We start from the raw sequence: 13236 nt of genomic DNA, 5'->3' as shown, positions 1-13236 counted from the left end.
GTGGGAGCAGGAGGGCGCGTGACGGATCCGAGACGGGCCGTCCCGCGCACCGACCAGGTCCTGGCCGACGAGCGGCTGCGGTCCGCGGCGACGCGGCTGGGCCCGACCCTGGTCAAGCAGGCCGTCGTCCGGGCGCAGGAGCGGTGCCGGGCCGGTGAGGTCGCTCCGGACGAGGTGGCCGACGTCGCCGTGGCCGCCCTGCCGGTGTCGGCCACGACGCTGCGGCGGGTGGTCAACGCGACCGGCGTGGTGGTCCACACCAACCTCGGCCGCGCGCCCCTGTCGGGTGCCGCTGTCGAGGCCGTACGCACGGCGGCCGGTGCCACCGACGTCGAGCTCGACCTCGCGACCGGGCAGCGCGGACGACGCGGCCGGGGTGCGCTGGAGGCGCTCGCCTCGGCCGTTCCCGACGCGGGCGGGGTCCACGTGGTCAACAACGGCGCGGCCGCGCTCGCCCTGGTCACGCGGGTGCTGGCGCGCGGCGACGACGGGCGCGACACCGTTGTCATCGCCCGGGGCGAGCTCGTCGAGATCGGTGACGGCTTCCGCATCCCCGAGCTGATGGAGTCGGTCGGCGCCCGGCTGCGCGAGGTCGGCACCACCAACCGGGTGCACCTCGCCGACTACGCCTCCGCGCTGGACGACTCGACCGCCTTCGTCCTCAAGGTGCATCCCTCCAACTTCGCCGTCACCGGCTTCACCTCCTCGGTGCCCGCCCGCGACCTCGCCGGGCTCGAGCACGCGGGCCGGCGGGTCCCGCTCGTGGTCGACATCGGCTCCGGGCTGCTCGAGGCCCACCCGCGGCTGCCCCACGAGCCCGACGCCGCGTCCGCCCTGCGCGCCGGCGCCGACCTCGTCACCGCCTCCGGCGACAAGCTGCTCGGCGGCCCGCAGGCGGGTCTGCTGCTCGGTGGGGCCGAGCTGGTCGAGCGGCTGCGGCGCGACCCGTTCGCGCGTGCCCTGCGCGTCGACAAGCTCACCCTCGCCGCCCTCGAGGCGACCCTCGTCGGCCCCGTGCCGCCGGTGCGTGCCGCGCTCGGGCGGTCCGTCGACGACCTCCGGGTGCGGGCGCGGGCGATCGTCGGGGCGTGGCCGGCCGAGCTGGTGGCGTCGCTGGGTGCCGAGGTCGTGGACTCCGCCGGAGCGGTCGGCGGCGGTGGGGCGCCGGGCGTCGAGGTGCCCAGTGCGGCGATCGCGCTGCCCGAGCACCTCGCCGCGCCGCTGCGCGCGGGTGAGCCGCCCGTGCTGGGCCGCACCGTGCGCGGGCGGCTGCTGCTCGACCTCCTGGCCGTCGACCCGGCCGAGGACGCCGCGCTCGCCGAGGTCGTACGCCGTGCCGCGGGGGCGGGCAGCGCCTGATGCACGTCGTCGCGACCGCGGGCCACGTCGACCACGGCAAGTCCACCCTGGTGCGCGCGCTCACCGGCACCGATCCCGACCGGCTCGCGGAGGAGCGGCGACGCGGGCTGACGATCGAGCTCGGCTACGCGTGGACCTCGTGGCCGGACGGGGGCGACGTGGGCGACGTGGCGTTCGTCGACGTGCCCGGCCACGAGCGGTTCCTCACCACGATGCTCGCCGGCATCGGGCCCGTCCCGGCGGCCCTGCTGGTCGTCGCCGCCGACGACCCGTGGATGCCGCAGGCGGCCGAGCACCTCGCCGCCCTCGACGCGCTCGGCGTGGGCCACGGGGTCGTCGCGGTCACCCGCAGCGACCTCGCCGACCCGGCACCCGCGATGGCCCGGGCGGCGGCCGAGGTGTCGCGCACCAGCCTGGCCGGTGCACCCGTCGTCGCGGTCAGCGCGCGCACCGGCGCCGGGCTCGACGACCTCCGGACGGCCCTCACCACGATGCTCGCCGCGCTCCCGGCACCTCCCGCGGACGTCGACGTACGCCTCTGGGTGGACCGCCGCTTCACCGTGCGGGGAGCGGGAACCGTGGTCACCGCCACCCTGCCCGCCGGCACGGTGCGGGTCGGCGACACCCTCGCCGACGGCGAGCGGCTGGTGCGGGTCCGCGGGCTGCAGGCCCTGGGCCGCGACGCCGACGCCGTGGCCGGCACCGCCCGGGTGGCGCTCAACCTCACCGGCGACGTCGATGGCATCACCCGCGGGACGGCACTGACCACCCCTGCGGCGTGGCACCACACCGAGGTGGTCGACGTACGCCTGCGGCCGGGGCCAGGCGCCGGCCCTCCCCTCCATCCGCCGCTGGCGCCACAGCTGCACGTCGGTGCCGCCGACGTCGCCGTGCGCCACCGTCCGCTCGGCGACCCGGGCAGCGGCGTCTCCCGGCTGACGCTGGAGCGCGCCCTGCCGCTGCGGGTGGGCGACCGGATGCTGCTCCGTGACCCGGGCGACCGCCGGCTGTGGCGGGTCGACGTCCTCGACCCCGACCCCCCGCGGCTGCGTCGGCGCGGTGCCGCGGGCCGGCGGGCGGCCCAGCTCGCGCGCGCCGACGGCACCCCCCGCCTCGCCGACGAGCTCGCCCGACGCGGTCTCGCCCACCGCGACCGGTTGCGTCGCATCGGCGTGCCCGTCGCGCCCGGCGACCACCTCGAGGCAGGCCCGTGGCTGGTCAGCCGCGGTTTCGCCGTCGCCCTCGCCGACCGGCTGCCGCCCCTCGTCGAGGAGCACGCGCGCTCCCACCCGCTCGACCCCGACGTGCCGTTGACCGTGCTGGCCGACCGGCTGCGGCTGCCCGACCCGGACCTCGTCGGGCCGCTGGTGCGGCCGCCACTGGTGGTCGTGGGTGGACGGGTACGGGCACCCGGGTCGGGGCTCCCGACGGAGGTGTCCGCCGCCGTCGACGTCGTACGCCGCGAGCTGGCGGCCGCGCCCTTCGCCGCCCCCACCGCCGACCGGCTGCGCGAGCTCGGTCTCGACGAGCGCGCCCTGGGCGCCGCCGAACGCGCCGGGCTGCTGTGGCGCATCGCCCCGGGTCTCGTCCTGCTGCCCGGCGCCGACCGCGACGCCGCCGACCGCCTCGCCCGTCTCGAGCAGCCCTTCACCACCAGCGCCGCCCGGCAGGACCTCGCCACCTCGCGCCGCGTCGTGCTCCCGCTGCTCGACCGGCTCGACCGGGCCGGGCTCACCCGCCGCCTCCCCGACGACCGGCGCGAGGTCGTGCGCTGAGGCCGACTCAGCCCGCCGCGCGCTCGGGCGCGCAGGGCACGAAGTCGACCTTGTCGCGCACTCCGCAGTCGGGGCAGCACCAGTCGTCCGGGACGTCCGCCCAGGCCGTACCGGCGGCGAAGCCCTCGTGCTCGTCACCGGCCGCGACCTCGTAGACGTACTCGCAGCTCGGGCACCGGGCCGCGAGCACCTCGGCCCCGGGGTCGAGTGCGCTCGCGGTAGCAGTCGCCCCAGAGCCGCGCACTCGACCCGGGGCGGGGTAGCGCTCGAGGTAGGTCTGCCGCTTGCGCGGGCTGATGTTGGCCAGGGACACGTCGCCGCCGAAGTGGTCGACGACCCGCTGGTCCATCACCCGCCGCCAGACCGCGGGCACGGCGGCCAGCACGATCATCCCGGCGTAGCCGGTCGGCAGCACCGGGCTCTCCTCGAAGTCCCGCAGCGTCTGGTAGCGCCGGGTCGGGTTGGCGTGGTGGTCGCTGTGGCGCTGCAGGTGGTAGAGCAGCACGTTGGTCGCGATGTTGTTGGAGTTCCAGCTGTGGCTGGGCAGCACCCGCTCGTAGCGCCGGCGGTCGCCCTCCCCGACCTTCTGCCGCAGCATCCCGTAGTGCTCCATGTAGTTGACGACCTCGAGCAGCGAGAAGCCGACGACCGCCTGGACGAGGAGGTACGGCAGCACCTCGGGCCCGAACGCGACCAGCACCCCTGCCCAGAGCACGAGCGTCATCAACCAGGCGTTGAGCACGTCGTTGTCGAGGCGCCACGGCGACTGCTTGCGCCGCGCGAGGCGCCGCTTCTCCAGCCGCCAGGCCGACCGCAGCGACCCGCCGACCGTGCGCGGCCAGAACGCGTAGAAGCTCTCACCGAGCCGCGCGCTGGCCGGGTCCTCGGGCGTGGCCACGCGGACGTGGTGGCCACGGTTGTGCTCGATGTAGAAGTGGCCGTAGCCGACCTGGGCGAGCGCGATCTTGGAGAGCCAGCGCTCGTTGGCCTCCTTCTTGTGGCCGAGCTCGTGGGCGGTGTTGATGCCGATGCCGCCGATGCAGCCGATCGAGATCGCCAGGCCGACCTTGTCGAGGGTCGACAGCGGCTCGTCCAGCAACCCGAAGGCGTCCCATCCGGCGACCAGGGCCATCGCGCCGAGGAAGCCGGCGTACTGGATGGGCAGGAAGAGGTAGGTGATCCACCGGTAGTAGCGGTCCTGCTCGAGCGCCTCGATGACGTCGTCGGGCGGGTTGGAGCGGTCGAGCCCGGCGACCAGGTCGATCGCGGGGACGATGCCGAGGATGACGATCGGCCCGACCCAGAACCAGACCCCCCAGCCGGTCGCGACGTAGCCGCCGAAGGCGACGAACGCCAGGCTCGGCACCACCAGGCCGATCAGCCACAGGTAGCGCTTGCTGTCGGTCCAGATCTCGGTCGTGCCCTCGGGGACCGTGCCGCTGGGCGCGAGTCGGGTGGGGTAGCCGGCCATCGTCCTGACCTCCTGCCATCGGGTTTACAGGACCATACGATCTGTAAAGAAGGTTGACAAAAGGGTGTCGCGTGTAAAGTGCGGGAACCCGGCTCGCGAGCTCGAGGACCACCAGCCCCTGCCGCGGCCGGTCTCGCCGGGTGTTGCCCCCGTCACACCGTCGTACGGCTGGCGATAGGTTGGGCGCCATGGAACACCCCTTCGGCATCGACTTCGGCGGCACCGGCATCAAGGGCGCCCCTGTCGACCTCGAGGTCGGCGACTTCGCGCACGACCGGATCCGGATCGACACCCCCCGACCCGCCACCCCGCAGGCGGTCGCCAAGGTCTTCGGACAGATCATCGACAGCTTCCCCGTGTCCACGCGGCCGGTCGGCGTGACCGTGCCCGGCATCGTCCGGCACGGCGTGGTGCACTCGGCGGCCAACATCGACAAGTCATGGATCGGCGAGGACGCCGACGCGATCTTCACCGCCGCCCTCGGGCGCGAGGTGCACGTGGTCAACGACGCCGACGCCGCCGGGCTCGCCGAGGCGGAGTACGGCGCTGCGAAGGGCCGCGGCGGCCTGGTCATGGTCATCACCCTCGGCACCGGCATCGGCTCGGCGATGATCTGGAACGGCCAGCTCGTCCCCAACTCCGAGATGGGCCACCTCGAGCTCGACGGTGCCGTCGCCGAGGCGACCACGGCGACCAGCGCACGCGAGCGCGAGGGCCTGTCGTGGGAGGAGTGGTCGGAGCGACTCACGGCCTACTTCCGCCACCTCGAGCGGCTCTTCTCCCCCGACCTGTTCGTGATCGGGGGCGGGGTGAGCAAGTCGTGGGACAAGTTCGGCCACCTCATCAAGGTCGAGACCGAGATGGTGCCCGCGACGCTGCAGAACCGTGCCGGCATCGTCGGTGCCGCGCTCGTCGCGCACCAGATGGCCGGCGTCGAGGACTGATCCCGTACGCCGCCCCGCCTGGGCGGTGTCCCGGCCAGGCCCCGCTGACCACCTCGCGGTGCGTGGCGCAGGTTCGCGCGCCCGAGAACATGTCTCACCCACCGCTCGGCGGGCGGCGCTCCACCCCGGGGCGTCAGCGGTCCAGCACGCGCTCGAACGCCTCGGTGGCACCGCGGAGGTAGCGCCGGACCACGGCCTTCTCCTCCTCGGTGAAGGTCGCGTCGTGGCGGTCGAGCGCGGCGAACATCGGCATCAGGTGGCCGATGATCTCGCCGCGCCCGGAGTCGGTGATGTGCAGCTCGGTGCGCCGGCGGTCGACCTCGTGCGGGCGCCGCTCGACGTGACCCCGGGAGACCAGCCGGTCCACGATGCCCGTCGCCGCGGCGGTCGAGACCTCCAGCCGGCGGGCGACCTCCGCGGGACCGATCTGCTCGCGGCTGAGGTGCTCGAGCGTGACGAGCTCGGTCTCACTGAGCCCGGCCCGTCGCGACACCACGTGGTTGACGCGGCTGCCGGCGGCGACCAGGTCACGCAGCGCCAGGAGCGTCGGCGGCTGGGAGCGTTCCTGGCCCCGGTCCACCCACGGCGGAGGCGCGACGACGTGCTGCTCGTCCGTCACGGGCGTCCCACCTCCGGCTCTCGGCGTCCACTTGCCTGGGCGATGATACTACCGCTAACTTGATAAGTAACTTGCTTAGCAATCACGCTCCCTAGCTACTCCCCCGAGGAGACCCCGTGCCCTCCCACCGCACCCCCGCCCCGGCCCGGGCGATCGCCGGCCGCCGGCTGGCCTGGTTCTTCGCGCTCGTGCCGATCCTGCTCGCGCTCTTCGTCATCGCGTTCGTGCCGGAGGGCGAGCGCGAGGCCTCCCCCGTCGACACGCTGCCGGCCGGAGCGGACAGCACGCTCGCGGTCGAGCTCGAGGAGCAGCTGCCCGACGACGAGGGCCAGGTGGCCATCGTGCTGTGGACCGCAGAGTCCGGTGAGCTCGACGCCGCGACCCAGGACGAGCTGGCCCAGCAGGCGGGCGCGCTGCTCGCGGACGCCGGCGGCGGAGGCGCTCCCGAGGGCGCGCCCCAGGGCGGGCCGCCCGGTGGTGGTGAGGGCAAGCAGTCGCCTCTCGTGGTGGCCGAGGACCAGACCGCCGCGTTCGTCGCCGTACCCGTCTCCTCGACCTCCGCCACCGACAACATCGACCAGGTCGAGGAGCTGCGCACCCAGCTCGGCGAGGACGTCCCCGACGGCGTGGAGGTCCAGGTGACCGGCCCCGCCGGCATCCAGGCCGACATCGGCCAGGTCTTCGACGGCGCCGACATCCGGCTCCTCGCCGCGACCGCGGCCGTCGTGGCCATCCTGTTGATCATCACCTACCGCAGTCCCGTGCTGTGGCTGGTCCCGCTGACGGTCGTCGGCATCGCCGACCGCCTGGCCGCGATCGTGTCGACCAACGTGCTCGAGGTCGTCGGCGTCGCCTGGGACGAGTCGACGGTCGGCATCCTGAGCGTGCTCGTCTTCGGAGCCGGCACCGACTACGCCCTCCTGCTGATCTCGCGCTACCGCGACGAGCTCAAGACGACCGAGTCGCGCTACGAGGCGATGGCGCACGCCCTCAGCCGGACCTTCGAGGCGGTGCTCTCGAGCGCCACCACCGTCGTGCTGGGCCTGCTCACCCTCCTCCTGTCGGCGATCCCGACGACCCGCGGCCTGGGCCTCGCGTGCGCGGTCGGCGTCCTCATCGCTGCGACGTTCGCCCTGGTCGTGCTGCCGGCGGCACTGGTGCTGTTCGGCCGGTGGGTCTTCTGGCCGCGGGTGCCGCACGTGGGCGACCCGGTCCTCGTCGACTCGCGCGGTGTCTGGCACCGCGTCGGCAGCGCCGTCTCCCGTCGTCCGCGGACCTTCGTCGCCGGCACCGTCACCGTCCTCGCGGTGATGGCCCTCGGCGCCACGACGATCACCACCGGTCTCGACCCGGCCGACCAGTTCCTCGAGCGCCCCGAGGCCATCGCGGCCGCCGAGCGCCTCGGTGAGTCGTTCCCCGCCGGCACCAGCGACCCGGTCCAGGTCCTCACCCGTGACGACCCCGAGCAGGTGCTCGCTGCCGTCGAGGAGGTCGAGGGCGTGGACTCCGCGCGCGTCACCAGCAGCGGTGACGGCATCACCCGCATCGACGCCGTGCCCGACGCCGCACCCGGCAGCGACGCGGCCCAGGCGGTCGTGCTCGACGTCCGTGACGCGGTGGCCGACTTCGACGACACGCACGTCGGCGGCGGCGACGCCGAGGCCATCGACGCGGCCGAGTACGCCGCCAGCGACCGCCAGGTGATCCTGCCGCTCATCCTGCTGCTGGTGCTCGGCGCGCTGCTCCTGCTGCTGCGCTCGATCGTGGCGCCCCTGCTGCTCGTCGCGACCGTCGTGGCGACGTACGCCGCCAGCATGGGCGCGTCGTGGTGGCTGTTCCAGAACGTCTTCGGCTTCGAGGCGATGGACACCGGCGTGCCGCTCCTGGCGTTCCTCTTCCTGGTCGCACTGGGCGTCGACTACAACATCTTCCTCGTCACCCGGGCCCGTGAGGAGGCGCGAGAGCACGGCACCCGCACCGGCATGCTGCGCGCCCTGACCGCGACCGGCGGCGTGATCACCAGCGCGGGCATCCTGCTCGCCGCGGTCTTCGCCGTCCTCGGCGTGCTGCCGCTGGTGGTGCTCGCCCAGCTCGGCGCGATCATCTTCGTCGGCGTGCTGCTCGACACCCTCGTCGTGCGCACCGTCCTCGTGCCGGCGCTCGCGCTCACCCTCGGCGAGAAGTTCTGGTGGCCGCGCAAGGTCGGCCCGCCGGACGCCGGTGCGGAACCGCGCCCGGAGGCGGCGTACGTCGGCTCTCACGGCCGCTGATCGCCGATGCCACCCGGCTGCTGGTGGACTCCCCGCTCGAGCGGGGAGTCCGCCACCTGGAGGGGTGCACAACCTGCACGAAGTGACGGACTTCCCCTACAAGCACGCCGTTATGACACGGCGCGCCGCCCCATGCGCCCTCGTACGCCGACGCGTAAGGACCAGCCCGCCCTCAGCTCTCGCGGCCGCTGATCGCCGATGCCACCCGCTTGGTCACGTCGGGGTGGAACACGCTCGGGATGATGAAGGCGGCGTGCAGCTCCTCGGCGCTGACGGTGTCGGCGATGGCCTGGGCGGCGCGCAGCAGCATGTCGGTCGTGACGTGCTGGGCACCGGCGTCGAGGAGGCCGCGGAAGACGCCGGGGAAGGCGAGCACGTTGTTGATCTGGTTGGGGTAGTCGGAGCGGCCCGAGGCCACCACGGCGGCGTACTTGTCGGCCTCGGCCGGGTCGACCTCCGGGTCGGGGTTGGCGAGGGCGAAGACGACCGGCTTGGGCGCCATCGTCGGGATCCACTCGGGGTCGAGGATGCCGGGGGCCGAGACGCCGATGAAGACGTCGGCGTCGACGAGGACCTCCTGCAGCGAGCCGGTGGCACGACGCGGGTTGGTGGCCGAGGCGAGGTCGCGGTGCGCCGGGGACAGCGACTCGTCCGCGGACGACAGCGCGCCGAACCGGTCGACGACGACGACGTCGTGGGCGCCCGCGGCGAGGAGCAGGGTGACGATCGCGGTGCCGGCGGCACCGGCCCCGGACACCACGATGCGCACGTCGGCGAGCTGCTTCTCGACGCAGCGCAGGGCGTTGGTGAGCGCGGCGAGGACCACGATCGCGGTGCCGTGCTGGTCGTCGTGGAAGACGGGGATGTCGAGCGACTCACGCAGCCGGGCCTCGATCTCGAAGCAGCGCGGGGCCGCGATGTCCTCGAGGTTGATGCCGCCGAAGCCGGGCGCGATCATCTCGACGGCCCGGACGATCTCGTCGGTGTCCTGCGACGCCAGGCAGATCGGCCACGCGTCGATGTCGGCGAAGCGCTTGAAGAGCGCGGCCTTGCCCTCCATGACCGGCATCGCCGCGCCGGGACCGATGTTGCCGAGGCCCAGGACGGCCGAGCCGTCGGTGACGACGGCGACCGAGTTGCCCTTGATGGTGAGCTTGCGGACGTCCTCGGGGTTGTCGTGGATCGCCATCGACACCCGGCCGACGCCGGGCGTGTAGGCCATCGACAGGTCGTCGCGGGTGCGCAGCGGCACCTTGGACTGCACGCCGATCTTGCCGCCGAGGTGCAGCAGGAAGGTCCGGTCGCTGACCTTGTGGACCGTCACGCCCTCGACCTCGGACACCGCCGCGACGAGCTCCTGGGAGTGCGTGGCGTCGGCCGCCGAGCAGGTGACGTCGACGGTGAGCCGGTCGTGGCGCGACTCGGCGACGTCGATCGCGGTGACGACGCCCCCGTTGTGCGCGATGGTGGTCGCGACGGCGCCGACGACGCTGTGGTCGGCCGCGGTGTACAACCGCATGGTGATCGAGTACGACGATGCGGTTGCTGCCATGGAGCAGACCCTCTCCCCCGGGTGGGGTTACGGGCAAGTCACCTCCGTCTAGGCTCAGGTCGTGGACACCGAGCTCGTCGACGCCCCCGACCACCACCGCTACGAACTGCGCTCCGGCGACACGCTCGTCGGCTTCATCGACTACCGCCTGCACGGCGACGTGATCCGGCTGATCCACACCGAGGTGCCGGAGGCCTTCAGCGGCCAGGGGCACGCCTCGACGCTGGTCCGCGCGGCGCTCGACGACGCCCGCGCGCGCGGCCTGACCGTGCGGCCCGACTGCCCCTACGTGGCGTCGTACATCGAGAAGCACCCGGAGTACGCCGACCTCGTCGCGTGAGCCGGGGGGTCCGCGAGGCGTATGCGGGCCGGAACACGCGCACGCCTAAAGTCGCGGCGACGACACGGGGGAACGGGGATCAGGCATGGCCGAGCAGGTCACGGACGTCGACGGCGCCGAGAAGGCGATCGCGCGACGCATCGGCTTCGTCGCGCGCCCGGTGCGCGGGCTCGTCAACGCCCCGCACCTGCTGGTGCTCGTGGTGCTCGGCATCTGGGTCGTGTGCTCCTTCACCTACGCCGCGCTCGAGGACAAGGGCCCGGTCGAAGGGCTGTGGTGGGGCATCGTGACCGGCTCGACCGTCGGCTACGGCGACTTCTACCCGTCCTCCACCGCCGGCCGCGCGGTCGGCGCGGTCCTCATCGTGTCGATGCTGGTGCTCGTCCCGATCGCGATCGGCCACGTGATCGCCAACCTCGTCTTCGACAAGGAGTCCCTCGCCGTGGCGACCGTCCTCGAGGACGTCCACGCGCGGATCGACCGGCTCGAGCACCTCACCCTCGCCTCCCTCGAGGCACAGCACGGCCGCGCGTGGCTCGAGGAGCGGCTCGCCGAGCACGAGGCGGCCGACGCCGCCACCACCGACGTCGCCGAGCAGATGCTGGCGATGTTCGCGCAGAAGAACGCCCCAGAGACGAACGCCAGCCAGGACCCGCCCGGAGGCTCCCGATGACCACGCCCACCCGCCGCCGCATGCGGTCGACCAGCATCTCGCTGGGCATTACCGCCGTGATGGCGAGCAGCCTCACCGGGTGCTCGTCCAGCGCCGACTACGCCGCGGTGTGCGTCGACCCCGACACCCAGGAGCGCGTCGACGACGACCAGTGCGACGACGACTCCGACTACAACGGCGGCGGCACCGGCTTCTTCTGGTACTACCTCGCCGCGAGGTCGGTCGTCCCGGGCATCGGCCAGACCGCCACCGGCGGCACCTTCCGAGGCAGCAGCCTCACGGGCGTCGTGCAGCGCGGCGGGCTGCCCACCACCGGCGGCTCGACGGTGAAGTCCGCCACCACCAAGGGCGGCTTCGGCGGCAGCAACCGCGGCTTCGGCTGAGCCCCAGCGCACCGACCCACCACCCGATCCCGCCAGCACCGCTCCCAGGAGACCTTCCGTGACCGACCTGATCGACGCCCTCCTCCACGCCGTCGCCTACGCCCTCGTCGGCGGCGCGATGCTGGTGGTGGCCTACTACGTCCTCGACCTCGCCACGCCCGGCCACCTCGGCACCCACCTGCGCGGCGTCGACGAGAACGGCAACGAGTCGGTGCACGCCCACTCCAAGGGCGCCGGCCTGGTGACCTCGGCGTGGCTGGTCTCCAACGCCGCGGTGCTGTTCACCGCGATCTGGACCAACGGCGAGACCTCGCTGGGTTGGGCGCTGGTGTGGACCGTGTGCTTCGGCGTGGTCGGCATCGCCCTCAACACCCTGATGTTCTTCGCGGTCGAGGCGATCACCCCGGGCGACCTGCGGCAGATCGTCACCGCGCCCGGGCCCGTACGTCCTCTCGCGCAGGTCGCGGCGGCCGTCGCCCTCTCCGTCGGCGCCATCGTGTGCGCCAGCATCGCCTGAGCAGGGAGGGCACCCAGACATGTGGCGGCACCGGTCGCGGGCGCGTGAGGGCTGGCGCGACACCGTCGTGGAGCAGGGGCTGGTCTTCCCGACCACCAAGATGCCCGACGGCTCCGAGCTGCCCTACTGGAACGAGGACGCCTGGTACGAGGTGACGATGGAGGAGGTGGAGGCGCTCGAGGCCGCCACCGAGGAGCTGTGGGCGATGTGCCTGCAGGCCGTCACCCACATGGCCACGACGATGACCGACGAGCGGCTCGGCCTGCCGCCCGGCTCGCTGGGCGTCGTACGCCGCTCGATCGAGGCCGGCGACCCGGCGCTCTACGCGCGCTTCGACCTGGCCTACGGCGCCGACGGGTCGATCAAGATGCTCGAGATCAACGGCGACACCCCGACCGGTCTCGTGGAGACCGGGATCATCCAGTGGAACTGGATGGAGGACGTGATGCCGGAGATGGACCAGTGGAACTCCGTCCACGACCGGCTCATCGAGGGGTGGCGCACGCTGCGCCGGTCGGGCCACTTCGACGGCGACCGGATGCACTTCCTCTACGACCTCGGCGAGGAGGACTCCTACGACGGCGGCGAGATGGAGATGACCGTCCACTACCTCATGGACGCCGCCGTCCAGGCCGGGTGGCTCGCGCTCGCCCACCCGGTGGCCGAGGTCGGGTGGAACCCCGACACCCGGGACTTCCGCGACGTCCACGACGAGCCGCTGCGCAACGCGTTCAAGCTCTACGCCTGGGAGGAGATGCTCGCCGAGCCGTTCGGCCGGATGGTCGTCGACCGGTCCGAGGCCCGACCCACCAAGTGGATCGAGCCGGCGTGGAAGGTGCTGCTCAGCACGAAGGCGATCCTGCCGGTGCTCTGGGAGCTCTTCCCGCGACACCGCCTGCTGCTGCCGGCGTACTTCGACGAGCCGCGCGACCTCGAGCGCTGGGTCGCCAAGCCGCTGCACGGGCGCGAGGGCGACAACATCCGCATCCACCTCGACGACATGGTCGAGGACGTCGTGATGCCCGGCGGCTACGGCGCGGAGGGCTGGGTCTACCAGGCCTACACCGACCTGCCGAGCTTCGAGGGCAACCGCGTGGTGCTCGGGTCGTGGATCGTCGACGGCGAGGCCGCCGGGATGCTGGTGCGCGAGTCGGACAGCATGGTCACCGACTACTTCTCCCGCGTCGCGCCCCACGTGATCAGCGACGGGCTGGCGCCGTCGGAGGAACAGGTCGCACAGTGGCTGGCCGAGCGGGTCGGGCCGGACGCTCCCTCGCTCCCCGCGTGAGGCTGCGACCTCCTCATCGTCGTTCGCGGCGCCCGCTCCTCGACG

At 73.2% G+C, this 13236-nt stretch carries 12 protein-coding genes; 9 read left to right on the top strand and 3 right to left on the bottom strand.

Translation table 11 applies throughout. The annotated features are described in order from the left end of the window. The first annotated feature begins 18 nt into the window (after positions 1-18). On the top strand, positions 19-1359 hold the full coding sequence (gene selA, locus Q1B24_RS15215; RefSeq protein ID WP_299930424.1) for an L-seryl-tRNA(Sec) selenium transferase: 1341 nt from the start codon (positions 19-21) through the stop codon (positions 1357-1359). Continuing rightward, complete coding sequence (locus Q1B24_RS15210; protein ID WP_299930421.1) at positions 1359-3134, top strand: selenocysteine-specific translation elongation factor; 1776 nt, start codon at positions 1359-1361, stop codon at positions 3132-3134. Before selA ends, Q1B24_RS15210 begins: the two co-directional genes overlap by 1 nt. 7 nt (positions 3135-3141) lie before the next feature. On the opposite strand, the gene Q1B24_RS15205 is transcribed toward Q1B24_RS15210, so the two are convergent. Further along, positions 3142-4605: a fatty acid desaturase gene (locus tag Q1B24_RS15205; protein WP_299930418.1), complete on the bottom strand. Its 1464-nt coding sequence runs from the start codon at positions 4603-4605 to the stop codon at positions 3142-3144. A gap of 188 nt (positions 4606-4793) precedes the next feature. On the opposite strand from Q1B24_RS15205, the gene ppgK reads away from it, so the two are divergent. Next, a complete protein-coding gene (gene ppgK, locus Q1B24_RS15200; protein WP_299930415.1) occupies positions 4794-5549 on the top strand; it encodes a polyphosphate--glucose phosphotransferase in 756 nt (251 codons plus the stop codon). A gap of 133 nt (positions 5550-5682) precedes the next feature. On the opposite strand, the gene Q1B24_RS15195 is transcribed toward ppgK, so the two are convergent. Next, positions 5683-6168 (bottom strand): MarR family transcriptional regulator, encoded by a 486-nt coding sequence (locus Q1B24_RS15195; RefSeq protein WP_299930412.1) that lies wholly within the window; start codon positions 6166-6168, stop codon positions 5683-5685. Between the two features lie 116 nt (positions 6169-6284). Here Q1B24_RS15195 and Q1B24_RS15190 point away from each other — a divergent pair, with 116 nt between their 5' ends. Continuing rightward, positions 6285-8438, top strand: a complete 2154-nt coding sequence (locus Q1B24_RS15190; RefSeq protein ID WP_299930409.1) for an MMPL family transporter — start codon at positions 6285-6287, stop codon at positions 8436-8438. Between the two features lie 172 nt (positions 8439-8610). Here Q1B24_RS15190 and Q1B24_RS15185 read toward each other — a convergent pair whose 3' ends face one another. Then, entirely contained in the window at positions 8611-9990 is a 1380-nt protein-coding gene (locus Q1B24_RS15185; protein WP_299930406.1) for an NAD-dependent malic enzyme, read from the bottom strand. A 61-nt stretch (positions 9991-10051) separates the two neighbouring features. Between Q1B24_RS15185 and Q1B24_RS15180 the strand changes: the two genes are divergently transcribed. From Q1B24_RS15180 to Q1B24_RS15160, 5 genes are all read left to right on the top strand, one after another. Next, positions 10052-10330 carry a GNAT family N-acetyltransferase gene (locus Q1B24_RS15180; RefSeq protein WP_299930403.1) on the top strand — a complete coding sequence of 93 codons (279 nt, stop codon included), beginning with the start codon at positions 10052-10054 and terminating at the stop codon, positions 10328-10330. Positions 10331-10415: 85 nt separating this feature from the next. Continuing rightward, on the top strand, positions 10416-11003 hold the full coding sequence (locus Q1B24_RS15175; protein WP_299930400.1) for a potassium channel family protein: 588 nt from the start codon (positions 10416-10418) through the stop codon (positions 11001-11003). Continuing rightward, entirely contained in the window at positions 11000-11386 is a 387-nt protein-coding gene (locus Q1B24_RS15170; protein ID WP_299930397.1) for a hypothetical protein, read from the top strand. Before Q1B24_RS15175 ends, Q1B24_RS15170 begins: the two co-directional genes overlap by 4 nt. A gap of 58 nt (positions 11387-11444) precedes the next feature. After that, positions 11445-11903 (top strand): DUF350 domain-containing protein, encoded by a 459-nt coding sequence (locus Q1B24_RS15165; RefSeq protein WP_299930395.1) that lies wholly within the window; start codon positions 11445-11447, stop codon positions 11901-11903. A gap of 19 nt (positions 11904-11922) precedes the next feature. Then, entirely contained in the window at positions 11923-13191 is a 1269-nt protein-coding gene (locus tag Q1B24_RS15160) for a glutathionylspermidine synthase family protein (protein WP_299930392.1), read from the top strand. Positions 13192-13236 lie beyond the last annotated feature (45 nt).

Origin of the sequence: uncultured Nocardioides sp. (genome assembly GCF_947488025.1) — a bacterium.
Lineage (GTDB): Bacteria > Actinomycetota > Actinomycetes > Propionibacteriales > Nocardioidaceae > Nocardioides.
The sequence above is the reverse complement of the archived record's forward strand: the minus strand, read 5'-3'. Positions and strand labels throughout refer to the sequence as shown.

Excerpts from the sequence above, each read along its gene's own strand:
- Q1B24_RS15205 (WP_299930418.1), bottom strand. The coding sequence starts at position 4,605 with ATGGCCGGCTACCCCACCCGACTCGCGCCCAGCGGCACGGTCCCCGAG.
- Q1B24_RS15210 (WP_299930421.1), top strand. The coding sequence starts at position 1,359 with ATGCACGTCGTCGCGACCGCGGGCCACGTCGACCACGGCAAGTCCACC.
- Q1B24_RS15175 (WP_299930400.1), top strand. The coding sequence starts at position 10,416 with ATGGCCGAGCAGGTCACGGACGTCGACGGCGCCGAGAAGGCGATCGCG.
- Q1B24_RS15160 (WP_299930392.1), top strand. The coding sequence starts at position 11,923 with ATGTGGCGGCACCGGTCGCGGGCGCGTGAGGGCTGGCGCGACACCGTC.
- Q1B24_RS15185 (WP_299930406.1), bottom strand. The coding sequence starts at position 9,990 with ATGGCAGCAACCGCATCGTCGTACTCGATCACCATGCGGTTGTACACC.
- ppgK (WP_299930415.1), top strand. The coding sequence starts at position 4,794 with ATGGAACACCCCTTCGGCATCGACTTCGGCGGCACCGGCATCAAGGGC.
- Q1B24_RS15170 (WP_299930397.1), top strand. The coding sequence starts at position 11,000 with ATGACCACGCCCACCCGCCGCCGCATGCGGTCGACCAGCATCTCGCTG.